Below are 26177 nucleotides of genomic sequence, written 5' to 3' on the forward strand. Positions count from 1 at the left end.
TCGGTCAGGATGTGACCGTCTGATCCTCACGGTCATGGGAGCGCACATGCGGGCAGTGGTGTTCGAGCGGTACGGCGAGCCGGCCGAGGTGCGGGAGGTGCCCGAGCCCGAGCCGGCCCCGCACGGGGTCGTGGTCCGTGTCGAGGCCACCGGTCTGTGCCGCAGCGACTGGCACGGCTGGCAGGGCCACGACCCGGACATCACGCTCCCGCACGTGCCCGGCCATGAACTCGCCGGCGTCGTCGAGGCGGCCGGCGACCGGGTCACCGCCTGGCACCCCGGCGACCGGGTCACCGTCCCCTTCGTGTGCGCCTGCGGGACCTGCGCCGCCTGCGCGGCCGGCGACCACCAGATCTGCGAGCGGCAGACCCAGCCCGGCTTCACCCACTGGGGTTCCTTCGCGCAGTACGTGGCGCTGGACCACGCCGACGTGAACCTGGTGGCGGTCCCCGAGGGCCTCTCCTTCGCCACCGCCGCCTCCCTCGGCTGCCGGTTCGCCACGGCGTTCCGGGCGGTGGTGCAGCAGGGGCGGGTCGCGGCGGGGGAGTGGGTCGCGGTGCACGGCTGCGGCGGGGTGGGCCTGTCGGCGGTGATGATCGCGGCGGCCTCGGGCGCGCGGGTGGTGGCCGTGGACGTGTCCCCGCAAGCCCTGGACCTGGCACGGGAGTTCGGCGCGGCAGCGGCCGTGAACGCCGCCGAGACCCCGGACCCGGCCGCGGCGATCCGTGAACTGACCGGGGGCGGCGCCCACTTGTCCCTGGACGCCCTCGGCTCCCCGGTCACCTGCGCGGCCTCCGTCAACTCCCTGCGCCGCCGCGGCCGCCACCTCCAGGTCGGCCTGCTGCCTTCGGCGGACGGCACGACCCCCGTCCCGATGGCCCGCGCGATCGCCCTGGAGCTGGAGATCCTGGGCAGCCACGGCATGGCCGCCCACACCTACCCGGGGATGCTGGAGCTGGTGCGGGCCGGTGTCCTGCGGCCTGACCTCCTCGTCACGTCCACCATCGACCTGGCCGCGACGCCCGCCGCCCTTGCGGCGATGGGGACCGCACCCGGCGCCGGGGTGACGGTCATCGAGCCGTGGCGCTGAGGGCCGCCCACTCCTGCTCCAGCACGGCCATGACCACCCAGTCCACCCACTGCCCGTCCCGTAGATCGGCCTCGCGCCGGACGCCCTCCCGCACGAAGCCGGCCTTCTCGTAGGCGCGCAGGGCCCGGGCGTTGTGGCCGTACACCTCCAACTGGACCCGATGCAGGCCCAGGTGCTCGAAGCCGTACCCGACGACGAGGCGGGTCGCCTCGGTGCCGAGCCCGCGGTCACGGCCCCGCGGGCCGAGCAGGGTGCGGAACGTGCAACTGCGTGTCTGCGCGTCCCACTCGTACAGCACCACCTCGCCCACGAGTTCGCCGGTGGCGCGGTCGGTGACCGCGAGGTCGAGGCGGTCGGGCTGCGCGGACCGGGAGCCGTACCAGGAGCGCAACTGCTCCAGGGTGAAGACGGTGCCCGGCCCGCCGGTGAAGCGGAGCACCTCGGGATCGTCGATGATCTCCGACATGACCTCCGCGTCCGCCTCCGTGAAGGGACGCAGCACGGTCTTCGCGCCGGTGAGAACGGGTTTGACGGAGAAACTCATCCGCGGATCCTCACCGGCCGGACGCCCGGTCGGCAACCGTGTTTCCCTCAGTCCTGCCGTCTGCCGCGGTTGCCGGGCCGCGAGGCGACCCACGCCCGCACGGTGTCCGCGTACCAGAAGGGTTTGCCGCCCTCCACATGGTCGGGTGGCGGCAGCAGCCCGTGTTTGCGGTACGACCGCACGGTGTCCGGCTGCACCCGGATGTGTGCGGCGATGTCCTTGTACGACCAGAGCCTTCGGTCGGTCATGAGGTGCACCTCCCTGCGCGCGCCGCGGTGGCGGCCGGGAACGGCCGTCGGGGGTACCGGGCGCTGCGCTGGCGTCACAAAGCCTGTGCCCCGTGAACGACGCAGAGTGAGCGCCGGTCAGGGCCTGTGCACGGCGTGTGACGCAGGACCCGCGTACACGCGACATGTGTGACACGCAGGGGGCGTTCGTGACACGAGTGCAGCAGAGGCGCACGCGGGCGCGTGGGCGCGGCGCGTTGACAGCGGGGCGCGGAACAGCCCACGGGAGGACGCGCGCAGGTGGGGCCGGACCCGCTGCGCCGGGCCCGGCCCCACCAGTTCCCCCGCCTCCCCGGTGGCCACGCACGGCTCACAACGGCCGGGGCCCACAGACTGCATTCAGCCACCGCGGCCGGTCTTGGAGAAATCCGCACTGCGGCCGGGTCAGAGCACCAGACTCGTCGCCTCACCGCTGATCCGGTCGCCTCCGGCGGCGCCACCCGCCCCGCGCCGCGCGAGGGTGAACTCCCGGGGCGTGCACCCGGTCATCGCCTTGAACTCGCCGCTGAGATGGGCCTGGTCGTAGAAACCGCACAGCGCCGCGGTCTCCGCCTGCCCCCGCCCCGCCGCCAGCAGCCGCCGCGCCCGCTGCAACCGCAGCACCCGCGCCGCCGCCTTGGGGCCCAGCCCGATCTGCTCCCGGAACCGGTTCTCCAGATGCCGCACACTCCAGCCGACGTCCGCGGCGAGCCGCGGCACCGGGATCGCCCCGCCGGTCCGCACCAACTCACCCCAGGCCCGCACAACTTGCGCCGAGTGCGGCGCACCGGCCGCGGACCACCGCACCAACACGTCGTCCAGCAGCCCGAACCGGGCCTCCCAGGACGGCAAGGCGCCCAGCGCGGCGGCGAGTTCACCCACCCGCGTGGGCAGAGCGTGCGGCAACTCGTCAGGATCGACCGTGCGGTTGGCCAACTCGTGCTGTGGCGTCCCGAACAGCGAGAAGGCGGCCCAGGGAGCGAGCAGAACCTCGATCCCCGACAGCCGCCCGTCGTGCTCACCGATGGCGGGAGTGGTGGTGGGCCCGCAGTACACGGACACCAGCGTGTCCGGCGCCCGGCCCGCACGCGTGATCCTCACCGGCTCCCCGAACCCCAGCAGCAACGTGGCGGCCCCGATGGGCGCCTCAAGCCGCCGCCGTGGCCGATCGAGCGCCAGCCGCACCCGCGGTAGGAGATGACGCCGGGACGAAGGCGGGCATGGGGCAGAGCAAGGGCAATGTCCCAGGAACCCCAGGCTCCATGTCCGGACCGGACATTTGTCATCGCCCCATCGTGCAACGCCGTCAGGGGCGCGGGAAAGTGTCAATTTGCGGCTCCGCCGCGTGGGCGCGACAAGCCCCGGCGGCGCCGCACCCGCCGAAAACCTAAGCCCCGCACGACCTCAAGAACGCCCGAGTCCGCTGAGCAATAGGAAGCGGCTTGTCCGGATCGCACGGATACATGTCCTGCTCGACGATCGCGAACAGATCCACGTCCAACTTCTGCGCCGCCTCCAGCACCGGCCCCAACGCGGGCACCCCGGACGGCGGTTCGCACATCACGCCCTGCGCCACGGCGGGTCCGAACGGCGTTCCCTTGGCCCGCACGTCGGCGAGGATCTCGGGGTCGACCTGCTTGAGGTGCAGGTACCCGATCCTGGAGCCGTACGTCTCGATCAGCTTCACGCTGTCCCCGCCGCAGTACGCGTAGTGCCCCGTGTCCAGGCACAGCGACACCAGCGACGAGTCCGTCCCGTCCAGGAACCGGGTCACGTTCTCCTCGGAGTCGATGTGCGTGTCGGCATGCGGATGCACGACGATCTGCAACCCGTACTCCTCCCGCACCCGCTGCCCCAGCCGCTCGGTGAGCGACGTGAGGTTCCGCCACTGCTCGGGCGTCAGCGTGTCCGGCTCCAGCACCTCACCGGTCTTGTCGTCCCGCCAGAAGGACGGGATGACGACGAGGTGCTTCGCCCCCATGGCCTGGGCCAGCACCGCGTTGTCGGCGACGTGCGCCCAGGTCTTCTCCCAGACGGACTCGCCGTGGTGCAGCCCGGTGAAGACCGTGCCGGCCGACACCTTGAGGCCGCGCCGGCCCACCTCCGCGGTGAGCACCGCGGGGTCGGTCGGCAGGTACCCGTAAGGGCCAAGCTCGATCCACTCGTAACCGGAATCCGCGACCTCGTCGAGGAACCGCTGCCAGGGGACCTGCTGGGGGTCGTCGGGGAACCACACACCCCAGGAGTCGGGAGCCGACCCGATCCGGATGCGGGACAGTGAGGAAGAGGGTGACAACGACGTCATGCCGGTCAGCTTCCGCGTGGGCGGCAAGCGCTGTCAAGAGCTGGTCCGAATGTCTGGACAAAACATTGACAGGGTAGCTCCCGCGGGGCTAGAAAGCCGTGGAGAGCCGATACGAAGGGAACTCGATGGCGTACGACCTGATCACCATGGGGCGGATCGGAGTGGACCTCTATCCGCTGCAGACGGGCGTCCCGCTGCCGGAGGTGACGTCCTTCGGCAAGTTCCTCGGCGGCTCGGCGACGAACGTCGCGGTCGCCGCGGCCCGCCTGGGGCGGCAGACCGCGGTGATCACCCGCACCGGCGACGACCCCTTCGGCACCTACCTGCACGAGGCCCTCCGGGGCTTCGGCGTCGACGACCGCTGGGTCACCCCGGTGCCGGGCCTGCCGACCCCGGTCACGTTCTGCGAGATCTTCCCGCCGGACGACTTCCCGCTGTACTTCTACCGGCAGCCCAAGGCCCCCGACCTGGAGATCGACGCCCACGAGCTCGACCTCGACGCCATCCGCGAGGCCCGGGTCTTCTGGGTCACCGGCACCGGCCTGAGCGAGGAGCCCAGCCGTACGGCGACGCTCGCGGCCCTCGCCCACCGGGCCAAGGCGGGCATCACCGTCTTCGACCTGGACTGGCGCCCGATGTTCTGGAGCGACCCGGACGCGGCCCGCCCCTTCTACGCCGAAGCCCTCAAGCACACCACCGTCGCGGTCGGCAACCTCGACGAGGTCGAGGTCGCGACCGGCGTCCGCGAGCCCCGTGCCGCCGCCGAGGCGCTCCTCGACGCCGGGGTCGAGCTCGCCGTCGTCAAGCAGGGCCCCAAGGGCGTGCTGGCGGTCGACCGGAACGGGAACTCCGCCGAGGTCCCGCCGCTCCCCGTGGACGTCCTCAACGGGCTCGGCGCCGGCGACGCCTTCGGCGGCTCCCTGTGCCACGGCCTCCTCGACGGCTGGGACCTGGAGAAGATCATGCGGCACGCCAACGCGGCCGGCGCGATCGTCGCCTCCCGCCTGGAATGCAGCTCGGCGATGCCCACGCCGGAGGAGATCGAGGGCGCGATCGCCGCGGGGGCCGTCCGGTGACCGTCGACATCGCCGAACTCGTCCGCCTGCGCACCCGCCACCCCGAGGCGATCGCCGAGGCCGCCGCCCGCCGCACCCGCAGGCCACTGCTGGGCGCCAGCGACCGCCTCATGATCGTCGCCGCCGACCACCCGGCCCGCGGCGCGCTCGGCGTCGGCGACCGCAAGTTCGCCATGGCCAACCGCGCCGACCTGCTCGAACGCCTCTGCCTGGCGCTCTCCCGGCCCGGCGTCGACGGCGTCCTCGCGACCGCCGACATCCTCGACGACCTGCTGCTGCTCGGCGCGCTCGACGGCAAGGTCGTCATGGGCTCCATGAACCGCGGCGGCCTCCAGGGCGCGCGCTTCGAACTCGACGACCGCTTCACCGGGCACCGCGCCGAGGACATCGAGCGGCTCGGCTTCGACGCGGGCAAACTGCTCCTGCGCATCGACTACGACGACCCGGGCTCCCTGACCACCATGGAGTCCACCGCCCGCGTCATCGACGACATGGCCGCGCGCCGGCTGCCCGTCTTCGTCGAGCCGTTCCTCAGCAGCCGCACCGCCGAGGGCAAGGTGAAGAACGACCTCTCCGCCGAGGCTGTCACCAAGTCCATCGCCATCGCCTCCGGCCTGGGCGGCAGTTCGGCCTACACCTGGCTGAAGGTGCCGGTCACCGACAACCCCGACGACATGGCCGAGGTCATGGCCACCTCCACGCTGCCCGCCGTGCTGCTGGGCGGCGAGGTCGGCGATGACCAGGACGGGGCGTACGAGAAGTGGCGGGGCGCTCTGCAACTCCCCACCGTGCGCGGGCTCGTGGTCGGACGTTCGCTGCTCTACCCGGCGGACGGAGACGTCGCCGCCGCCGTGGACACCGCCGTAGGACTGCTGTGAGGACCGCATGAGCAACGATCTCCACATCCCCAAGGGCGCCTCCACCACCGCCCTGTACACAGTGGACATCGACCCGAAGCGGGCCGGTTGGACGCATTCCAGTCTGCGGATCGTCGCGCTGGAACCCGGTGGCATGCACACCTTCACCACCGGTGAGAGTGAGTGGATCGTGCTTCCGCTGGAAGGCGGATGTACCGTGCAAACAGAAGAGAACGAATTCCAACTCCTGGGCAGGGAAAGCGTGTTCGCGTCGGTCTCCGACTTCGCGTACGTGCCCCGCGACGCCCGGGCAACGATCGCCTCCGGCGCGGGAGGCCGCTTCGCCCTGGCAGGAGCGAAGTGCGAGCGACGACTCCCCGCCCGCTACGGCCCCGCGCCGGAGGTCCCCACCGAAAAACGCGGCAGCGGCAACCGGCTGCGCCACGTCCGCAACTTCGCCTCCGCCGACGCCTTCGACTGCGACAAGCTGATCGCCGTCGAGGTCATCACCCCCGGCGGCAACTGGTCCTCGTACCCGCCCCACAAGCACGACGAGCACCGGCCGGGCGAGGAAGCGGAGTTGGAGGAGATCTACTACTTCGAGATCGACGGCCCGAACGGTTTCGGCTATCAGCGCGTATCCCCTTCCCGTGAGGGCGGATCGGACGTCCTCGCGGAGGTCCGCTCCGGTGACGCCGTCCTCGTCCCCGACGGATGGCACGGCCCGTCGATCGCCCAGCCCGACCACGACATGTACTACCTGAACGTCATGGCGGGCCCGGGCGAGACCCGGGAGTGGCGGATCTGCTTCCACCCGGACCACACGGAGGGGTACCGATGACGACCACCCGGCTCACGGTCGCGCAGGCCCTTGTACGTTTCCTCACCGCCCAGTACACCGAACGCGACGGTGTGCGGCAGCGGTTGATCTCCGCCACCTGGGGCATCTTCGGCCACGGCAACGTGGCCGGCCTCGGTCAGGCGCTCGTCGAGTACGCCGACGACATGCCGTACCACCAGGGCCGCAACGAGCAGTCGATGGTGCACGCGGCCATCGGCTACGCGCGGCAGTCCAACCGCCTGTCCACGCACGCCGTCACGACCTCCATCGGCCCCGGTGCCACCAACCTGGTCACCGGCGCCGCCCTCGCCACCATCAACCACCTCCCGGTCCTGCTGCTGCCCGGCGACATCTTCGCCACCCGCCCCGCCGACCCGGTCCTCCAGCAGCTGGAGGTGCCGTACGCGGGCGACATCAGCGTCAACGACTGCCTGCGCCCGGTGTCGAGGTACTTCGACCGCGTCACCCGCCCCGAGGCCCTGATCCCGGCCGCCCTCCAGGCCATGCGCGTCCTCACCGACCCGGTGGAGACGGGCGCCGTGACGCTCGCCCTCCCGCAGGACGTCCAGGCCGAGGCGTACGACTGGCCGGAGGAGTTCTTCGCCGAGCGCACCTGGGTGGTACGCCGTCCGGGCGCCGACCCGACCGAACTCGCCGAGGCCATCACGGCGATCCGCGGCGCCCGCCGCCCCCTCGTCGTCGCGGGCGGCGGCGTCCACCACAGCCGCGCCGAGGAGGCCCTCGCCGAGTTCGCCGAGGTGACCCGCATCCCGGTCGCGGCCACCCAGGCCGGCAAGGGCTCGCTGCGCTGGGACCACCCCCAGGACGTCGGCGGCATCGGCCACACCGGCACCGCGACCGCCAACGAACTCGCCCGCCAGGCCGACCTGGTGATCGGCGTCGGCACCCGCTGGACCGACTTCACCACCGCCTCCGGGACCCTCTTCGAAGCCCCCGGTGTCCGCTTCCTCAACCTCAACATCGCGCCCTTCGACGGCCACAAGCTGGCCGGCCGGCCGCTGGTCGCGGACGCCCGCAGCGGCCTGTCGGAGCTGACCGAGGCCCTCCAGATGCACGGGCACACGGTCACCGACGGGTACGTCACCGAGTACACCGAGGACAAGCAGCGCTGGGAGCACCGCGTCGACGCCTGCTACGAGGCCGACGAGATAGACGTGCGCCCCACCCAGCCGCAGGTCCTCGGCGCCCTGGACGCCCTGGTCGACGAGAGCGACATCGTCATCAACGCGGCCGGCTCCCTCCCCGGCGACCTGCACAAGCTGTGGCGGGCCCGGTCCCGGGACCAGTACCACCTGGAGTACGGCTACTCCTGCATGGGCTACGAGATCCCGGCCGCGATCGGCGTGAAGATGGCCGCCCCCGAGCGGAACGTCTGGGCGCTCGTCGGCGACGGCACCTACCTGATGATGCCGACCGAGATCGTCACCGCCGTCCAGGAGGGCGTCGCGATCAAGATGCTGCTCATCCAGAACCACGGGTACGCCTCGATCGGCGGCCTGTCGGAGACGGTCGGCGGCGAGCGGTTCGGCACCGCGTACCGGTACCAGTCGGACGACGGTACCTACACCGGGGCGCCGCTCCCGGTGGACCTGGCCGCCAACGCGGCCAGCCTGGGCATGCGCGTGCTGCGCGCGAAGACCGTCGGTGACCTGCGCGAGGCCCTCGCCCAGGCACGCGCGGCGGACACTCCCACATGTGTCTACGTCGAGACCGAAACGGCAGACACAGTGTCGGGCGCGCCTCCGGCGCAGGCCTGGTGGGATGTACCTGTGGCCGAGACCGCGACCCGACCGTCCGCGGTGAAGGCACGAGAGCTGTACGACCGGCACGTCTCTACCCGACGCCGCCATCTGTGAAGGAGCAACTGGGCATGACGAAGATCGTCAACCACTGGATCGGCGGCAAGACCGTCGAAGGCGCGTCGGGGAACTACGGGCCGGTCACCGACCCGGCGACCGGCGCGGTCACCACCAAGGTCGCGTTCGCGTCCGTCGATGAGGTCGACGCGGCGGTCCAGGCCGCCAAGGACGCGTTCGTGTCCTGGGGGCAGTCCTCGCTGGCCAAGCGCACGGAGATCCTCTTCAAGTTCCGTGCGCTGCTGGACGCCAACCGCGACGCGATCGCCGAGCTGATCACCGCCGAGCACGGCAAGGTGCACTCCGACGCGCTCGGTGAGGTGGCCCGCGGTCTGGAGATCGTGGACCTCGCCTGCGGCATCAACGTGCAGCTGAAGGGCGAGCTGTCGACGCAGGTCGCCAGCCGTGTCGACGTGGCGTCCATCCGGCAGCCGCTCGGTGTCGTCGCCGGCATCACGCCGTTCAACTTCCCGGCGATGGTCCCGATGTGGATGTTCCCGATCGCCATCGCGACCGGCAACACCTTCGTGCTGAAGCCGTCCGAGAAGGACCCGTCGGCGTCGATCAAGATCGCCGAGCTGCTCGCCGAGGCCGGCCTGCCCGACGGCGTCTTCAACGTCGTCCACGGCGACAAGGTGGCCGTCGACCGCCTCCTGGAGCACCCGGACGTCAAGGCCGTCTCCTTCGTCGGCTCCACCCCGATCGCCCGCTACATCCACACCACCGCCTCCGCCAACGGCAAGCGTGTCCAGGCCCTGGGCGGCGCCAAGAACCACATGCTGGTCCTGCCGGACGCCGACCTCGACGCGGCGGCCGACGCGGCCGTCTCGGCGGCCTACGGCTCGGCGGGCGAGCGCTGCATGGCGATCTCCGCGGTCGTGGCGGTCGGCTCCATCGGCGACGAGCTGGTGGCGAAGATCCGCGAGCGCGCCGAGAAGATCAAGATCGGCCCCGGCAACGACCCGGCCTCCGAGATGGGCCCGCTGATCACCGCCGTCCACCGCGACAAGGTGGCGTCCTACGTCACGGGCGCGGCGGCCGAGGGCTGCGAGGTCGTCCTCGACGGCACCGGCTACACGGTCGAGGGCTTCGAGGACGGCCACTGGATCGGCATCTCGCTCCTCGACAAGGTGCCGACCACCGCGAAGGCCTACCAGGACGAGATCTTCGGCCCGGTCCTGACGGTCCTGCGCGTCGACACCTACGACGAGGGCATCGCGCTCATCAACGCCTCGCCGTTCGGCAACGGCACCGCGATCTTCACCCGGGACGGCGGCGCCGCCCGCCGCTTCCAGCTGGAGGTCGAGGCCGGCATGGTCGGCGTGAACGTCCCGATCCCGGTCCCCGTCGGCTACCACAGCTTCGGCGGCTGGAAGGACTCGCTCTTCGGCGACCACCACATCTACGGCAACGACGGCACCCACTTCTACACCCGCGGCAAGGTCATCACGACCCGCTGGCCCGACCCGGCCGACGCCCCGGCGGGCGTGGACCTGGGCTTCCCGCGCAACCACTGAGACCAGTCACCGAGACCAGCCGCTGAGCCCGGGCACCCGAAGGCGGGTGTCCGGGCTCAGCCCTGTCTCACTGGCCCTGGGCCTGCTTGAGCGCCTCGGTCATGTCGGCGGTCTCGGCGGCCGGCGGGGCCTTGACCTCGGCGGTGGCACCGAACCTGGCGAAGTCCATGGTGACCTTCATCTTGCCCATCACCTGCACCAGCCGGACGGGCAGGTCCTTCTTGCCCAGCCAGACCTCCATGGTGATGGTGTCCGCGCCGCCGGTCATCTGGTTGAGCAGGCTGCCGTCGCCGGTGTAGGCCTCCTTGAAGCGGCCCATGTGCTCCTGGTCGATCACGGCCCGGTAGTGGGTCGCCTTCTGACCGTTCACCGTCTCGGAGCCGAGGTCCTCGACGTCGCTCGCGTACTTCAGGCCCTTCAGCGAGGCCGTCGGGTTCCCGCCGCCGCCCCCGCTCATCGCCGCCGCGCCGTTCTCACCGAACACGGCGGAGGCGTCGACCTTCATCCACTCCTTGCCCTCGAGCGGGCCCGAGGCCTGCGGGTCGACGTCGTAGTAGTACACGCCGTCGACGAGCAGACAGTGGATCTTCGGGTCGTCCTGCACCGCCTGCATCTGGGCGGCGGCGGTGTCCATCTGCACGTCGTACGCCATGCCGTCGCCCCACGAGTACGTGCCGTCCATGGCGATCGGCGTGCCCGTGCCCAGGTCGGTCGAGACCTTCACCTCGGCCGACCCGAGCTGCTCGGTCCGGTCGGTGGCCCGGCCGAAGGCCGCGAGGATCGCGTCGGTCTTGTCGACCGCGTCCGCCGCCTGCTTCACGCCGTCGGCGCCGCACGCGGACGTCGCCACCAACGCCGCTGCCGTGAACCCCACCCAGGCAGCGCTGTGCTTCGCCTTCATCTGTCCCCACCCATAGCTGTGTCCTACGTCTGTGTGTTCTGTGAACGCAGACTCTAACGGGACACACTGACACGTCCGTATGCCGGACGTCGGCAGTTTTTTCACCCCCTTCGCTGCGGTTCCCGCACCCGGCGCGCAAACGGAATCCCCGGCCCTGGTTCGCCGAATACGCGATCAAAAGCCGTTTCGATCTACGGATTCCGCACACAGAGACCCATTGACGTAATGGTTTCCGTCGGGATTCCATGCAGCGCAATCTGCTGCACGAGTCGATCGGAACCGCCGTATGACCGACACGCTCCGCCCGCCCGCGACCATCGCCCCCGAGGCCTCGGACCACCCCCGGAAGCTGAAGCGTTCGATCGGCGTCGTCGGCGGCACCCTCCTCACCCTCTCGTGCGTGACCCCCGCCTCCACCCTCTTCGTGGTCGTCCCCGACCTCTTCGGTTCCCTCGGCACCGCGACCGCCCTCACCATCGCGATCGGCTCCCTGCTCTGCATCGCCGTGGCGTTCTGCTACTCCGAGCTGGGCACCCTCATCCCCAGCGCGGGCGGCGAGTACGCGATGGTCTCGACGATGGCGGGCCGGCTGGCGGGCTGGCTCGTCTTCGTCCTCTCCCTCCTGGTCGTGATGATCGTCCCGCCGGTGATCGCGATGGGCACCGCGGACTACCTGGCCCCCGTGATCCACCTGGACCCGGCCCTCGCCGGCGCCGGTGTGATGCTCCTGGCCACCCTGGCCGGCCTCCTCGACCTGCGCGCCAACGCCTGGATCACCGGCGTCTTCCTGGTCCTGGAGGTCATCGCGGCGGCGGTGGTGGCGGTCCTGGGCTTCGCCCACGCCGAGCGCGGCCCGGACAGCCTGGTCTCGATGCAGGTCGCGGGGGCGAACGGCGGCACGGACACGGTGACGGCCATGCTGGTCGTCTCCGGCCTGGCGATCGCCCTCTTCGTCACCCAGGGCTTCTCCACCGCCGTCTACCTCTCCGAGGAACTGGAGAACCCGCGCCGCAACGTCGCCCGCACGGTCCTGGCCACCCTCGCCATCTCCTCGGTGATCATCCTGGTCCCGGTGGTGGCCATCACCATGGGCGCGAGCGACCTGTCGGAACTGACCGGCGGTGACATCGGCGCGATGGTCACGGCCTGGTCCAACTCGGCGGTCGGCACGTTCGTCAGCCTCTGCGTGGCCCTCGCGATCATCAACGCGGGCATCGTCATGGTCATCCAGAACTCCCGCGTCCTGTTCGCCTCCGCCCGCGACAAGGCCTGGCCCCAGCCGGTCAACGACGTCTTCTCCAAGCTCGGCCGCTTCGGCTCCCCCTGGGTCGCCACCCTCGCCGTCGGCATCCCCGGCGCGGCCCTGTGCTTCGTCAACCTGGACACCCTGTACGGCGTGACGGGCGTCTCGGTGACCGGCATGTACCTGCTGGTGGCGGTCGCGGCTCTCCTCGCGCGCAAGGGCACCCACAAGCACACGCCGGCCTGGCGGATGCCCCTGTGGCCGGCCGTGCCGGTCCTGCTGATCGGCGTCCTGGCCTACATCCTCAGCCGACAGGAGACCCAGTACCTCCTGTGGACAGGCGGCATCACGGCAGCGGCGACGCTCTACTGGGCCCTCTACCTCCGTCCGCGCAAGGACACCCGCTGGCTGGTGGAGATCCCCGAGGACGAACTCGCCTAGGACGGGCCGCCCGTCGACACCATCAACGCCCGCAGCCGCTCCATGTACAGCCGCATGTTCTTGTGGGCGACGTCCGTGTCCGGGTACCGGCAGGCGAACCACACCCCGTCGTGCAGCCGGTTCAGCCACACGCACACCTGGTCCCCGTACGACACCCGGATCAGCCCGTACGCCGACAGCGCGTCCCACCGCTCGGCCCCCGGCAGGGCGCGCGCGTCGGTGAACGACACGATGGAGTACAGGTCGGGCGAGGTGGGCCGGAAGTCGGTGCCCAGCAGACCCAGCATCCGGGCGAGCGGCATCCGGGACAGCGGCCGGGCGGCCTGCAACTGCGCGCGTACGGCAGGCAGCGCGCTCGGGAAGTCGGCGGGCACCGGCACCTCGATCGGCGCCCCGCCGACGTACCAGCCCACGGAGTCGGACCACTGGGACTTCACCCGGGTGTGGAAGGGCACCACCGTCCGGTAGACGGAGGCGCCGCCGATCTCCCCGGCGATCAGCGCGGTGGCCGCGAGCACCCCGACCAGGCTCCCGCCGTACGGCCGGCAGTACGCCTCGAAGGCGGCCGCCTCTGCGGGACCCACGAGCATCTCGCACATCATCTTCTGCTCGGGCAGCGCACCACCCGGCTCCACCCCCAGGTCCAGGGGAAACGTCGGCAGCGTCCCGTCGCACCGCCGGATGAACTCCCGCCAGCGCCCGACGGTCTCGTGGTCCTCGTCGATCCGGTCCGCGTCGGCCCGCTCGATCCGGCAGAAGTCGATGTAACTGCTCACCGCCGCCGTGTCCGCCACGCCCCGGCCCGCGTACAACTCGTGGATCTCCGACGGGATCCGGTAGATCGAGTAGGCGTCGACGTTGCTGTGGTCGAACGCCATGTACACGCTCGTCGAGTCGTCCCGTACGACGGCCGCGTACATCAGGTTGGGCCAGCGCAGCGCGTCCGCGGTGACGTCGAAACGGTCCTGGAGGTGCCGCTCCAGAGCGGTCGCGTCCGTGAACTCCCCGGCCTCCTCCCGGTGCAGGGACACGTCGCGGGCGTCCAGGGTGAACCGCCGCAGCTCGTCCCCGTCCGTCCGGAACCCGCTGCGCAGCGTCTCGTGGCGCAGGGTCCACGCGCGCAGGGCCTCTTCCAGGGCGCCGAGGTCGACCGGCCCCGGGATGTCGAAGGCGGCACCGAGCCAGGTCGGGACGAAGAGGCCGTCCTCGCGGACCGTGCGGGCGGTCCGGATGTGCGACTCCTGGATGTACGCCGGTGGCCGGGTGTCCTCCGGCAGCCCCCGCGCCGCCGCCACGGTCGCCGGACTGAGCGTCCACTCGACGAGCCGTCCGGGCCGGATCTCGCAGCGCTGGATGTCGGTGATACGCACGAGGGCGTCTCCATTCGCAAAGGGGCGGACCCTCAAGCGAAGACGGCGCTTGCCGCGGACACGCAGACTTTCCCGGCTTTTCAATGCATCGGGTGGTACCTCGAACACTGTTCCTCGTACTTCGAGCGCGGTATGCGCGGGGGCAGGCGTACATCCGTAGGAGGTCGGCCGGTTCGGCCTGTGGTCGATAACTCCCCGACAGCTTCAGCCCGTACCGTTGAGGCATGGATCTTCGACTGCGAGGGCTGCTGCGGCGGCCCCGGCGACTGCTGGCCGCCGGGGCCGCCGTCGTCGTGCTCGCGGGGGCCGGTACCTGGACGGCGGTCGCCGACGACGACCCGTCCCCGGTGCGCGTGACCGACCAGGTCATGGCGGTGAACGGCGTCCGCATAGACACCTCGTACTTCACGTCGGGCGCCTCGGGACGCCGCCCCGCGGTCCTCCTGGGCCACGGCTTCGGCGGCTCGAAGAACGACGTACGCCAACAGGCCGAGGACCTGGCGCGGGACGGCTACGCGGTCCTCACCTGGTCGGCGAGAGGCTTCGGCAAGTCGACGGGCAGGATCGGCCTGAACGGGCCCGACGCCGAGGTGGCCGACGTCTCGAAGCTCATCGACTGGCTGGCGAAGCAGCCCCAGGTCCAGCTCGACAAGCCGGGCGACCCGCGCGTGGGCATGGCAGGCGGTTCCTACGGCGGTGCCATCGCCCTCCTCACCGCGGGCCACGACGACCGCGTGGACGCCATCGCACCCGCGATCACGTACTGGAACCTCTCGGACGCCCTGTTCCCGAACGGCGTCTTCAAGAAGCTCTGGGCCGGCATCTTCGTGAACACGGGCGGCGGCTGCGACAGGTTCGAGCCGCAGATCTGCGCGATGTACGACCGCGTGGCGGAGTCCGGCACCCCGGACGCCGCGGCCGAGAAGATGCTGGAGGAACGCTCCCCGTCCGCCGTCGGCGACCGCATCGACGTCCCCACCCTCCTCGTCCAGGGCCAGACCGACTCCCTCTTCACCCTCGACCAGTCCGACGCCGCCGCGAAGGCGATCAAGGCCAACGGCGCCCCCGTGGACGTCGACTGGATCGCGGGTGGCCACGACGGCGGCGACATGGAGACGAGCCGCGTCCAGGCCCGCATCGAGTCCTGGTTCGACCGCTACCTCAAGAAGAACACCGGAGTCGACACCGGCCCCGCCTTCCGCGTCACCCGCACCGGCGGCGTCGACTCCACCGACGGCGCCGCCCAACTGCGCGGCGCGAGCTCCGACACCTACCCCGGCCTGGCCGACGGCGACCGCACGATCGCCCTGACCGGCCGCGAGGAGCAGCGCGTCACCAACCCGGCCGGCGCCAACCCGCCCGGCGTCTCCGCCCTCCCCGGCCTCGGCAGCGCGGGCGGCCTGGCCCAGCTCTCCTCCCTGGGCGTCGGCGTCTCCCTCGACTTCCCGGGCCAGTACGCGCACTTCGAGTCCGCGCCCGTCACCGACGACCTCCGCATCACCGGCGCCCCGACGGCCACGGTCCATGTGAAGTCCACGTCCGACGACGCCGTCCTGTTCGCCAAGCTGTACGACGTCGGCCCCGGCGGCACCCGGCAGGTACTGCCCTCCCAGCTGGTGACACCCCTGCGGGTCGAGGACGCCAAGTCCGGCAAGGACGTGACGGTCACCCTCCCGGCGATCGACCACAAGATCGAGAACGGCCACCGGCTCCGCCTCGTCCTCGCCTCGACGGACCTCGGCTACGCCTCCCCGGCGGCTCCGGCGACGTACACCGTCTCCCTGAAGGGCGACCTGAAGGTCCCGACCGCCCCCGGCGTGGCGACCGCCGCCGCCCCGCTGCCCTCCTGGGTCTGGTGGCTCCCGCTCGCGGGCGCGATCATCGCGTTCGCCCTGCTCCTGACGGCCCGCCGCCGCACGGCGATGCCCGCCCCGGACCCGGAGCTGGCCGAAGTCCCGCTGCAGATCACGGACCTGAGCAAGAAGTACCCGGGCAGCGACCGCTACAGCGTCCGCGACCTCTCCTTCCGCGTCGAGAAGGGCCAGGTGCTCGGCCTCCTCGGCCCGAACGGCGCCGGCAAGACCACGTCCCTGCGCATGCTGATGGGCCTGATCAAGCCGGACGGCGGCGAGATCCGCGTCTTCGGCCACGCCATCCGCCCAGGCGCCCCGGTCCTGTCCCGGGTCGGCGCCTTCGTCGAGGGCGCGGGCTTCCTGCCGCACCTCTCCGGCCGGGAGAACCTGGAGCTGTACTGGGCGGCGACCGGCCGCCCGCCCGAGGACGCCCACCTGGACGAGGCGCTGGAGATCGCCGGCCTCGGCGACGCCCTCGCCCGCGCGGTCCGCACCTACTCCCAGGGCATGCGCCAGCGCCTGGCCATCGCCCAGGCCATGCTCGGCCTCCCCGATCTCCTCATCCTCGACGAACCGACCAACGGCCTCGACCCGCCGCAGATCCGCGAGATGCGCGAGGTGATGATCCGCTACGCGGCAGCCGGCCGCACGGTCATCGTCTCCAGCCACCTCCTGGCGGAGGTCGAACAGACCTGCACCCACCTGGTGGTGATGGACCGCGGACAGCTGGTCCAGGCGGGACCGGTGTCCGAGATCATCGGCGCGGGCGACACGCTGCTGGTGGGCCTGGCGGCAGACATCACGGACCCGTTGCTGGAAAAGGTGGCCGCCCTACCGCAGATCGAGTCGGCAACAAGAACGGACGGCGGCCTTCTGGTTCGCCTGACGGTGATGCCGCCAAGGGGCGCGGGGAACTGCGCGACCGGCCACAACGAACCCGCAGACGAACGCACAACTGCCGCAGACCTACTTGTGGACCTGGTCCGCCTGGAGGTACCGGTCGCCTCACTGGGCCCCCACCGCCGCCTTGAGGACGCCTTCCTCACCCTGATCGGAGGCTCCGCATGAGCACGCCCACACTCACCGAGACAGCCTCCGGCTACCAGGCACGCCACACCCTCCCCCTCCGCGTGGAGCTGGTCCGCCAGCTCAAACGCCGCCGCACGATGGTCATGTTCGGCATCCTCGCCGCGCTGCCGTTCGTGCTGCTGATCGCCTTCGCGATCGGCGGCGAGCCGGGCGGCCGCAACAACACCGTCTCCCTGATGGACACGGCGACCGCGTCCGGCGCCAACTTCGCCGCCGTCAACCTGTTCGTGTCGGCGGGCTTCCTGCTGGTCATCCCGGTGGCCCTGTTCTGCGGCGACACGGTCGCCTCGGAGGCCGGCTGGTCCTCCCTGCGCTATCTGCTGGCGGCGCCCGTGCCCAGAGCTCGCCTCCTGTGGTCCAAGCTCGTCGTCGGCCTCGGCCTGAGCCTGGCCGCGATGATCCTGCTGCCGGTCGTGGCGCTGGCCGCCGGCACCGCTGCCTACGGCTGGGGTCCCCTGGAGATCCCGACCGGCGGCTCGCTCTCGCCGGGCACCGCGGCGCAGCGTCTCGTCGTGGTCGTGGCGTTCATCTTCGTCTCCCAACTGGTCACCGCCGGGCTGGCGTTCTGGTTGTCGACCCGCACCGACGCCCCGCTCGGCGCGGTCGGCGGCGCGGTCGGCCTCACGATCGTCGGCAACGTCCTGGACGCCGTCACCGCCCTCGGCGACTGGCGCGACTTCCTGCCCGCGCACTGGCAGTTCGCGTGGGCGGACGCCGTACAGCCCACTCCCGAGTGGTCCGGCATGATCCAGGGCACGGCGGTCTCGGTAACGTACGCCCTCGTGCTGTTCGCGCTGGCCTTCCGCGGTTTCGCCCGCAAGGACGTGGTCTCCTAGGTCAACGGAAGATCGCATACCGGTCTCAACGCCCCTGCTCCGTGGCCTCTTCGAGACACTTCCGCAACGCTCCGTAGCGCACGTTCCGGCCCCCTGGCCCGTCACAGTCACAGAAGTCGACGTCAACGGACCAAGGGGGCACGGAAGATGGAGCGATACCGAATACGACGCCTGCGCGCCGCGTTGCTCGCGGTGACCGCCGCGGGCGGTCTGCTGCTGACGGGTTGCGGCGGCCCGGACGACAGCGGCAGCAGCAAGGCGTCGGACAGTTCGGGCAGGGGGTACGCCCCCGCACCCGGAGGCGGACAGCAGAGCGGCCCGGACGACGGCTCGCAGGAGGACTCCCGCGAGGTCGCCCCCTCGCCCGACCATCTCTCCACCTTCGCCCTCGACGTCGACACCGCCTCCTACGGCTACGCCCGCCGCACCCTCGCCGACGGCCGGCTGCCCGACCCCTCGACGGTCCGCCCCGAGGAGTTCGTCAACAGCTTCCGCCAGGACTACGACCGCCCCGACGGCAACGGCTTCACGGTCACCGTCGACGGCGCCCGCACCACCGAGGACGACTGGTCCCTGGTCCGCGTCGGCCTCGCCACCCGTGACGCCGGGGACGCGGACGACCGCCCGCCCGCCGCGCTCACCTTCGTCATCGACATCTCCGGCTCCATGGGCGAACCCGGCCGCCTCGACCTGGCCAAGGACTCCCTCGACACCATGACGGACCAGCTCCGCGACGACGACTCGGTCGCGATCGTCACCTTCAGCGACGAGGCCGAGCGGGTCCTGCCGATGACCCGCCTCGACGGCCACCGCGGCGCGGTCCACGACGCGATCGACAGCCTGGAGCCCACCGACTCCACCAACCTCGGCGCGGGCGTCGAGACCGGTTACGAGACCGCCGAGGACGGCCTGCGCGAGGGCGCCACCAACCGGGTCGTCCTGATCTCCGACGCCCTCGCCAACACCGGCGACACCGAATCCGGGACCATCCTCGAACGCATCGCGAGCGAGCGCCGCGAACACGGCATCACCCTCTTCGGCGTCGGCGTCGGCAGCGACTACGGCGACGCGCTGATGGAGGAGCTCGCCGACAAGGGCGACGGCCACACCGCCTACGTCTCCGACGACGAGGACGCCCGCAAGGTGTTCGTCGAGCAGCTCCCGCAGAACATCGACCTGACCGCCCGCGACGCCAAGGCCCAGGTCGCCTTCGACCCCGAGACGGTCAAGGAGTTCCGCCTGGTCGGCTACGACGACCGCACGGTCGCCGACGACGACTTCCGCGACGACCGCGTCGACGGCGGCGAGGTCGGCCCCGGCCACACCGTCACCGCGCTCTACGCCGTCCGCACCGAGCCCGGCGCCGACGGCCACCTCGCCACGGCCACCGTCCGCTGGCTCGACCCCGACACCCGCACCCCGCACGAGGAGTCGGGCCGACTGGAGACCGACGCCCTGGACAGCTCGGTCCACCGGGCGAGCCCCCGCTTCCAAGTGACCACCCTGGCCGCCTACTTCGCCGACACCCTCCGCTCCGCCGACGGCGACCGCACCGCCCTCCCGGGCTGCCCCTCCCTGTCCGAACTGAGCGAACAGGCCCGCGACTTGGCCCACACCACGGAGGACGAGGACGTGGCGCGCCTGGCCGAGACGATCGAGGACGCCAGGAGCCTGCGCTCCTGACTCGCACACCAGTCCCGGCGCTGCAGGCCCCATTGACCTTTCCTTACGCGTGAGTAAGTTGACGTCCCAGTCAGCGCCGACCGGGGAGCCGTCATGGGCGTACGCAAGGATCTGAAGCGGGCGAAACAACGCACCGACCTGGCCACCCGCACCGAGGTCGAGATCGTCCGCGACGAGCACGGAGTGGTCCGCGAGGCCCGCACCGCACCCCTCGCGCCCCCCGCCCCGACGGGCAGCACCGCCGACATCCCGTTCACCAACGCGGCCGAGGCCCCCGAGGCGGTGGTCCTGCGCCGCAAGCAGGGGACCGTCTGGCAGCCGGTCACGGCCGCCGCGTTCGCCCGCGAAGTCACCGCGGTGGCCAAGGGGTTGATCGCGGCGGGCGTCGAACCGGGCGGCCGGGTCGCGGTGATGTCCCGCACCCGCTACGAGTGGACGGTCCTGGACTTCGCGATCTGGGCGGCGGGCGGCCAGAGCGTGCCGATCTACGCCACCTCCTCGGCGGAGCAGGTGGAGTGGATCGTCCGCGACTCGGGAGCCCGCCACGTCGTCACGGAGACCGCGGAGCACACCGATACCGTGACGACCGGCACCGCCCGCCACGAACAACCGCCGCGCATCTGGCAGTTGACCGGAACACCAGCCGCCGCCGAGGCGGGCGGGGCCGTCGCCGAACTCACCGCCCTCGGCCGTGAACTCCCCGACGAGGAGGTCACCAAGCGTCGCACCGGCCTGACCCCCGACACCGTCGCGACGATCTGCTACACCTCCGGCACCACGGGCAAGCCCAAGGGCTGCGTCCTCACCCACGCCAACCTGTACGCCGAGGCCGCCAACACGGCCGAGCTGCTGCACCCCGTCTTCAAGGAGGTCACCCGCCAGGTCGCCTCGACCCTCCTGTTCCTCCCGCTCGCCCACATCCTCGGCCGCACCCTCCAACTCGCCTGTCTGACGGCCCGCATCGAGATCGGCCACTGCCCGAGCATCAAGCCCGACGAACTCCGCCCCGCCCTCAAGGAGTTCCGCCCCACCTTCCTCGTCGGCGTCCCGTACCTCTTCGAGAAGATCCACGACACCGGCCGCGCCACCGCCGAGAAGATCGGCCGCGCCGCCTCCTTCGACCGCGCCGACCGCATCGCCGTCCGCTTCGGAGAGCGCTACCTGGACAAGTTCCTGGGCCGCGGCAAGGGCCCCGGCCCCGGCCTCTACGCCGCCTGGGCCCTGTACGACCTCCTGGTCTACCGCCGCATCCGCAAGGAACTCGGCGGCCGCATGCGCTACGCCATCAGCGGCGGCTCCCCGCTCGACCGCGACCTCAACCTGTTCTTCTACGCGGCCGGGATCATCATCTACGAGGGCTACGGCCTGACCGAGACCAGCGCGGCCGCCACGATCGTCCCGCCGCTGCGCCCCCGCCCCGGCACGGTCGGCGTCCCCGTCCCCGGCACCGCGGTACGCATCGCCGACGACGGCGAGGTGCTCATCAAGGGCGCCATCGTCTTCGGCGCGTACTGGAACAACCCGGCCGCCACCGACGCCGTGCTGCGGGACGACTGGTTCGCCACCGGCGACCTCGGCTCCCTCGACGAGGACGGCTACCTCACCATCACCGGCCGCAAGAAGGACATCCTCGTCACCACGGGCGGCAAGAACGTCTCCCCGGCCGTCCTGGAGGACCGGCTGCGCAGCCGCTCACCGGTCGGCCAGTGCCTCGTCGTCGGCGACAACCGCCCCTTCGTCGCCGCCCTGATCACCCTCGACCCCGAGGCGGTCGCGCACTGGCTGGCCGTCCGCAAGCGCCCCGCCGACACCCCGCTGTCCGAACTGGTCCACGACCCCGCGCTGCGGGCCGCCGTCCAGAAGGCCGTGGACCACGCCAACGCCGCCGTCTCCCGCGCCGAGTCGATCCGCGCCTTCACCCTGGTCGAGGGCGAGTTCACCGAGGACAACGGTCTGCTCACCCCGTCCCTGAAGGTCAAGCGGCACGCGGTCCTCGCGGCGTACGCCGAGGAGATCGAGGCGCTCTACAGCAAGCGCAAGTAGCCGTACACGCCGAACGGCGGGCCACCGGAGGAACCGGTGACCCGCCGTGGCGGGAGATCCGAGGATCAGCCGTTGGCCGCGCCGTTGCCGGAGAGGGCCGAGATGTCGTCCAGGATGTGCGACAGCGGCTCGTCGCCCTTGGCCTGGGTGGAGTTCTCGACACACTGCTGGTTCTGCGGAGCCGACAGGATCGGCACGTCCTGCAGCACGCCGACGGCCGCGAGGCCGGCGATGCCCTGGAGGTTGAGCTTGGCCGGCAGGCCGACGCAGGGCTTGTTCAGCGAACCCTGGACCAGCGAGAGCTGCGGGCTCATGTCGCCGAAGGTCGCCGAGTTGCCGAACTCCTGCGAGGCGCCGTTGCCGCTGGCGGACGTGGTGCCGTTGTCGTCACCGATCGCCATGGCGGGGGAGGCGGCGCCGACCACGGTGGCGGCGATAGCCGCGGTTGCCCACAGCTTCTTCATGTTCATTCCCTTCGAAAAGCGGACTCCGGTGAGGAGCTGCGTGATCGTCAACGGCCGTACCCCGGCCGGGGTTGCGCTCTTTGCCCCGATTGGCCCAGCGCACTGCGGAGGCACCCGGGCGCCCCCGCCCTGCGCTCACCCGCACGCGAACCGGCTGCCCCGCACCGGCCCGTACCCCTTCAGGCTGGGCGGGTCCTTGGGCCTGGGATCGGCGCCGGCCTTCAGCAGCGGCCGGTCGGCGCGCAGCTTCGCGAACATCGCGTCCGCCCGCTTGCGGTCCCAGGCCAGCGTCGAGCCGACGTCCGGCCTGGTCTCGTTGAACCCGGCGATCGGCACGGTCGTGAACTCCAGGTTCCGCGCGGGCACCTTGTCCAGCGCCGCCGCCAGCCGCACCAGCTCGCCCGCGGCGAAGCCCTGCTCGACCCGACCGGACCCGAGCAGCGTGTCCACCACCCGCGCCATGCCCGCGGGGTCGGTCAGCGCCTTCTTCGCCTTGAGCCCGCGCAGAGCGTTCACCAGGAACCGCTGCTGACGCTGGATACGCCCGAGGTCGGCGCTGCGGTCGACGTGCCGGGAACGCACGTACTGCAGGGCCGGCCCGCCGGTCAGCCGGTGCTTTCCGGGCTTGAGGTGCAGCTTGGTGGCCGAGTCCTTCAGCGTCCGCGGTGTGCAGACCTCCACGCCGCCGACATCGTCGACGGCATCGATGAAGCGCCGGAAGTCCACCTGGAGATACCGGTCGATCCGCACCCCGGTCATCGCCTCGACGGTCCCGATGGTGAGCGAGGGACCGCCTTCGGCGTACGCGCCGTTGATCTTCGAGGGGTGCGGGCCGCGCTCCTCGCCGCTGGCGGCGTCGAGGTACGGCGGGATGTCCGCGTAGGAGTCGCGCGGCATGCTCACCACGCTGACCCGGTCGCGGCGCGCGGAGACGTGCACCAGCATCAGGACGTCGGTGCAGTTGCAGGCGATGCCGCCGGCGTGGAACCGGCGCTTCTCGTCCGCGGTGATGGTGTCCCGGCCGTCCGTGCCCATCAGCAGGAGGTTCAGGGGGCGGGGCGCCTGCCGCTCGGGGAAGGGGGAGGTGCCCAGCAGGGTCGTGGCGGCAGCGAGGACGAGTACGGGGATGGCCAGGGAAGAAAGGGTTCTCTTCGTCGTCACGCGACGCACGCTAGAACAGCGGGCCGCCGGGAAACCGGCGGCCCGCTGACAGGGACTCAGATTGCAGCCCCAGGGCTCAGAGGACAGACCCCCTGAGGACGGCTCAGTGGTTGGCCGCGCCGTTGCCCGCGAGGACCGAGATGTCGTCCAGGATGTGCGACAGCGGCTCGTCGCCCTTGGCCTGGGTGGAGTTCTCGACACACTGCTGGTTCTGCGGGGCCGACAGGATCGGCACGTCCTGCAGAACGCCGACGGCGGCGACGCCGACGATGCCCTGGAGGTTCGCCTTGGCCGGCAGGCCGATGCAGGGCTTGTTGAGCGAGCCCTGGATGAGGGCCATCTGCGGGCTCATGTTGCCGTAGGTGGCCGAGTTGCCGAACGACTGGTGCGCACCGTTGCCGCTGGCGGACGTGGTGCCCGAGTCGTTGCCGATGGCCATGGCGGGGGAGGCGACACCCGCGACGGAAGCGGCGACCGCGGCGGAAGCCAGAACCTTCTTGATCACTTGCTAGTCCCTTCTGAAGAAACCCCGTCCACCGGAGCGCTCTGGTCAACTGCCCGGAGCCTGCTTGGTTCCTGGCATTCACTCCGATGGCCCACAAAAAGAAGAAGCGGACCCGATTCCGGGGCGCTCGCCCTTTTTGTTGATGCGCCGCGCCTGTGCTGCCCGATCGGGTGAAGTCTCGAAACCAATCCCCGTGCAGCGGGTTGATGCGGAGGCAGGAGCATGCGTCGTGGTGATGCACGCCAGGAAAGGAAAAAATCACAATGCTGAAGAAGGCAATGGCCGCCGCGGCGGTCGCCGCGTCCGTCGTCGGAGCTGCCTCGCCGGCCATGGCCATCGGGAACGACGAGGGCACCACCTCGGCCAGCGGCAACGAGGCCCACTCGAAGTTCGGCAACTCGATCACCAAGGGCAACATGAGCCCGCAGGCCACGCTGGTCCAGGGCACCGCCAACAAGCTCTGCCTCGGCGTGCCGGTGAAGGGCAACGCGCAGGCCATCGTCGGTGTCCTCGCCGCCGTCGGTGTGGCCCAGGACATCCCGGTCCTGTCGGCCGCGCAGAACCAGCAGTGCGCCGACAACGCCACCCAGGCCAAGGGTGACGAGCCGCTGTCGCACATCCTGGACGACATCTCCGCCCTCTCGGGCAACGGGGTGGCCAACCACTGAACCGTCGGCTCGGCCAGAGCCGGATTCGAATGGCTCGGGCAGTCTGATTCCCTCGTGGGCTGCCCGAGCTTTTTCCGCCACTCAGGCGAAGCGTTTCTCCTCCTGTGGAGTACGGGTGTCAATTCTGTGAAGGCGTTCGAGTGAATTACCAGGCGCCATGCGTTCCGTAGTTTCTTCGGCTGTCTATCCCTCGTTTACAGCCTGCAGGTCACGTCATTGGGGCATGACCGCAGAGAAGGGACAGTTCATGAAGAAGACCGCTGCAGTCGTCGCGGGCGCGATCATGGCCCTGGGTATGGCCGCCCCCGCCTTCGCCGACGCGGGCGCCGAGGGCGCCGCTGTCGGTTCGCCGGGTGTCCTCTCGGGCAACGTGATCCAGGTTCCCGTGCACGTGCCGGTCAACGTGTGCGGCAACTCCATCGACGTCATCGCTCTGCTGAACCCGGCGTTCGGCAACACCTGCGTCAACGACTGACGTCGTAACGCATCGGCCGCTCCGGCTATGTGACAGCCGGCCTTGGACAGCTTCTGTGCCTTCCAAGGCCGGCTTTTCCCACTTCTTCAAGCAGGAAGACAACGAGATTGCGACAGACCCTGAGTAGGGGAATGGTCGCGGCGGCCGCCGCGACAAGCATTCTGTCCCTGTGCGGCGGCAGCCCCGCCCTGGCCGACTCGGACGCGAGCGGCGCGACCAAGGGTTCGCCCGGAGTCCTGTCCGGCAACAACGTCCAGGTCCCGCTCGACGTGCCGGTGAACGCCTGCGGCAACTCCGTCGACGTCATCGCCCTGTTGAACCCGGCGTTCGGCAACTCCTGTGCCAACGCGTCGGGTTCGTCCAAGGGCGGGTCGTACGGGGAACCGTACGGGGGCGGTGACTCCGGTTACGGCTCCGGGCGCCACGAGTCGGGCTCCGGCTCCTCGACGCACGGCCGCACCGGGGGCTCGCCCGGTGTGGGCTCCGGCAACCACGGGGAAGCGCCGGTCGACGTGCCGGTGAACGTGTGCGGGAACACCGCGGACGTGATCAGCGCGATGAACCCCGCGTACGGGGACGACTGCGGCGACTGGAGCGACGACCACACGGCCCCGCCGTACGGCGGGGAGGACACGCCCACGCCCACTCCCACGCCGCCGAACGGGGGTGACCACACGCCGACGCCGACGCCGACCCCGCCCACCGGGGGTGACCAGACGCCGACACCCACGCCGCCGAATGGGGGTGATCAGACGCCGACCCCCACGCCGCCGACCGGGGGTGACCAGACGCCGACGCCGACGCCGACTCCTCCCACCGGGGGTGACCAGACGCCGACGCCGTCGCCCAGCGGCGACCAGTCCCCGACGGCGACACCCACGCCGCCCACCGGCGGCGACCAGACGCCCCCCGGGCCGAACGGTCCGCCGCCCAGCCTGCCCGACACCGGCAGCAGCAGCGAGGCCCTGCTCGCCGCGTCCGGTGCCGGCGCCGCGCTGATCGCGGCCGGTGCCGTCCTGTACCGCCGGGGCCGCCGTACCGCGTCCCACCGCTAGTGCGCCGGGTGCCGGAC

The 26177-nt window shown here is 71.1% G+C and carries 23 protein-coding genes; 14 read left to right on the forward strand and 9 right to left on the reverse strand.

Going from position 1 to position 26177, the window contains the following annotated elements:
• Positions 1-46: 46 nt before the first annotated feature.
• Positions 47-1090, forward strand: coding sequence for a zinc-dependent alcohol dehydrogenase family protein (locus DI272_RS32190; protein ID WP_109501164.1), 1044 nt, complete (start codon positions 47-49; stop codon positions 1088-1090).
• Here DI272_RS32190 and DI272_RS32195 read toward each other — a convergent pair.
• From DI272_RS32195 to DI272_RS32210, 4 genes are all read right to left on the reverse strand, one after another.
• The gene (locus tag DI272_RS32195; protein ID WP_109498685.1) at positions 1071-1634 is read right to left on the reverse strand and encodes a GNAT family N-acetyltransferase; all 564 of its coding nucleotides are present in this window, start codon (positions 1632-1634) and stop codon (positions 1071-1073) included. The two genes, DI272_RS32190 and DI272_RS32195, sit on opposite strands and share 20 nt — an antisense overlap.
• Before the next feature lie 47 nt (positions 1635-1681).
• A complete protein-coding gene (locus DI272_RS32200; protein ID WP_109498686.1) occupies positions 1682-1882 on the reverse strand; it encodes an AlpA family transcriptional regulator in 201 nt (66 codons plus the stop codon).
• 423 nt (positions 1883-2305) lie between these two features.
• Complete coding sequence (locus DI272_RS32205; RefSeq protein ID WP_258314747.1) at positions 2306-3001, reverse strand: AraC family transcriptional regulator; 696 nt, start codon at positions 2999-3001, stop codon at positions 2306-2308.
• Positions 3002-3287: 286 nt separating this feature from the next.
• Complete coding sequence (locus DI272_RS32210; RefSeq protein WP_109498687.1) at positions 3288-4205, reverse strand: sugar phosphate isomerase/epimerase; 918 nt, start codon at positions 4203-4205, stop codon at positions 3288-3290.
• Positions 4206-4330: 125 nt separating this feature from the next.
• On the opposite strand from DI272_RS32210, the gene iolC reads away from it, so the two are divergent.
• From iolC to mmsA, 5 genes are read left to right on the forward strand one after another with little or no spacing between them, the layout of a single operon-like run.
• The gene (iolC, locus tag DI272_RS32215; protein WP_109498688.1) at positions 4331-5281 is read left to right on the forward strand and encodes a 5-dehydro-2-deoxygluconokinase; all 951 of its coding nucleotides are present in this window, start codon (positions 4331-4333) and stop codon (positions 5279-5281) included.
• Positions 5278-6159 carry a deoxyribose-phosphate aldolase gene (locus DI272_RS32220; protein ID WP_109498689.1) on the forward strand — a complete coding sequence of 294 codons (882 nt, stop codon included), beginning with the start codon at positions 5278-5280 and terminating at the stop codon, positions 6157-6159. Before iolC ends, DI272_RS32220 begins: the two co-directional genes overlap by 4 nt.
• A gap of 7 nt (positions 6160-6166) precedes the next feature.
• The gene (gene iolB / locus DI272_RS32225; RefSeq protein ID WP_109498690.1) at positions 6167-6979 is read left to right on the forward strand and encodes a 5-deoxy-glucuronate isomerase; all 813 of its coding nucleotides are present in this window, start codon (positions 6167-6169) and stop codon (positions 6977-6979) included.
• Entirely contained in the window at positions 6976-8856 is a 1881-nt protein-coding gene (iolD, locus tag DI272_RS32230) for a 3D-(3,5/4)-trihydroxycyclohexane-1,2-dione acylhydrolase (decyclizing) (protein WP_109498691.1), read from the forward strand. Before iolB ends, iolD begins: the two co-directional genes overlap by 4 nt.
• Before the next feature lie 14 nt (positions 8857-8870).
• Complete coding sequence (gene mmsA, locus DI272_RS32235; RefSeq protein WP_109498692.1) at positions 8871-10373, forward strand: CoA-acylating methylmalonate-semialdehyde dehydrogenase; 1503 nt, start codon at positions 8871-8873, stop codon at positions 10371-10373.
• Between the two features lie 67 nt (positions 10374-10440).
• Here mmsA and DI272_RS32240 read toward each other — a convergent pair whose 3' ends face one another.
• Positions 10441-11274 carry a hypothetical protein gene (locus DI272_RS32240; RefSeq protein ID WP_109498693.1) on the reverse strand — a complete coding sequence of 278 codons (834 nt, stop codon included), beginning with the start codon at positions 11272-11274 and terminating at the stop codon, positions 10441-10443.
• 286 nt (positions 11275-11560) lie between these two features.
• On the opposite strand from DI272_RS32240, the gene DI272_RS32245 reads away from it, so the two are divergent.
• Positions 11561-12958 carry an APC family permease gene (locus DI272_RS32245; RefSeq protein ID WP_109498694.1) on the forward strand — a complete coding sequence of 466 codons (1398 nt, stop codon included), beginning with the start codon at positions 11561-11563 and terminating at the stop codon, positions 12956-12958.
• Here the strand turns inward: DI272_RS32245 and DI272_RS32250 are convergent.
• Positions 12955-14328 (reverse strand): condensation domain-containing protein, encoded by a 1374-nt coding sequence (locus DI272_RS32250; protein WP_109498695.1) that lies wholly within the window; start codon positions 14326-14328, stop codon positions 12955-12957. The two genes, DI272_RS32245 and DI272_RS32250, sit on opposite strands and share 4 nt — an antisense overlap.
• A gap of 224 nt (positions 14329-14552) precedes the next feature.
• Between DI272_RS32250 and DI272_RS32255 the strand changes: the two genes are divergently transcribed.
• From DI272_RS32255 to DI272_RS32270, 4 genes are all read left to right on the forward strand, one after another.
• Positions 14553-17249, forward strand: coding sequence for an alpha/beta fold hydrolase (locus DI272_RS32255; RefSeq protein WP_181387381.1), 2697 nt, complete (start codon positions 14553-14555; stop codon positions 17247-17249).
• Positions 17246-18106 carry an ABC transporter permease gene (locus tag DI272_RS32260; protein WP_109498696.1) on the forward strand — a complete coding sequence of 287 codons (861 nt, stop codon included), beginning with the start codon at positions 17246-17248 and terminating at the stop codon, positions 18104-18106. Before DI272_RS32255 ends, DI272_RS32260 begins: the two co-directional genes overlap by 4 nt.
• A gap of 147 nt (positions 18107-18253) precedes the next feature.
• The gene (locus tag DI272_RS32265; protein WP_109498697.1) at positions 18254-19789 is read left to right on the forward strand and encodes a von Willebrand factor type A domain-containing protein; all 1536 of its coding nucleotides are present in this window, start codon (positions 18254-18256) and stop codon (positions 19787-19789) included.
• A 93-nt stretch (positions 19790-19882) separates the two neighbouring features.
• On the forward strand, positions 19883-21832 hold the full coding sequence (locus tag DI272_RS32270; RefSeq protein WP_109498698.1) for a long-chain fatty acid--CoA ligase: 1950 nt from the start codon (positions 19883-19885) through the stop codon (positions 21830-21832).
• Positions 21833-21897: 65 nt separating this feature from the next.
• Here DI272_RS32270 and DI272_RS32275 read toward each other — a convergent pair whose 3' ends face one another.
• From DI272_RS32275 to DI272_RS32285, 3 genes are all read right to left on the reverse strand, one after another.
• Positions 21898-22296, reverse strand: a complete 399-nt coding sequence (locus DI272_RS32275; protein WP_109498699.1) for a rodlin — start codon at positions 22294-22296, stop codon at positions 21898-21900.
• 135 nt (positions 22297-22431) lie between these two features.
• Positions 22432-23457, reverse strand: coding sequence for an LCP family protein (locus DI272_RS32280; protein ID WP_109498700.1), 1026 nt, complete (start codon positions 23455-23457; stop codon positions 22432-22434).
• Between the two features lie 103 nt (positions 23458-23560).
• Positions 23561-23962 carry a rodlin gene (locus DI272_RS32285; protein WP_109498701.1) on the reverse strand — a complete coding sequence of 134 codons (402 nt, stop codon included), beginning with the start codon at positions 23960-23962 and terminating at the stop codon, positions 23561-23563.
• Positions 23963-24225: 263 nt separating this feature from the next.
• Here DI272_RS32285 and DI272_RS32290 point away from each other — a divergent pair, with 263 nt between their 5' ends.
• The 3 genes from DI272_RS32290 to DI272_RS46070 all read left to right on the forward strand — a co-directional run bounded on the left by DI272_RS32290 (position 24226) and on the right by DI272_RS46070 (position 26160).
• Complete coding sequence (locus DI272_RS32290; RefSeq protein ID WP_109498702.1) at positions 24226-24630, forward strand: rodlin; 405 nt, start codon at positions 24226-24228, stop codon at positions 24628-24630.
• A 247-nt stretch (positions 24631-24877) separates the two neighbouring features.
• A complete protein-coding gene (chpD, locus tag DI272_RS32295) occupies positions 24878-25105 on the forward strand; it encodes a chaplin ChpD (RefSeq protein WP_109501166.1) in 228 nt (75 codons plus the stop codon).
• A 131-nt stretch (positions 25106-25236) separates the two neighbouring features.
• A complete protein-coding gene (locus DI272_RS46070) occupies positions 25237-26160 on the forward strand; it encodes a chaplin (RefSeq protein ID WP_146238411.1) in 924 nt (307 codons plus the stop codon).
• Positions 26161-26177 lie beyond the last annotated feature (17 nt).

Origin of the sequence: Streptomyces sp. Act143, from assembly GCF_003143935.1 — a bacterium.
GTDB lineage: Bacteria > Actinomycetota > Actinomycetes > Streptomycetales > Streptomycetaceae > Streptomyces.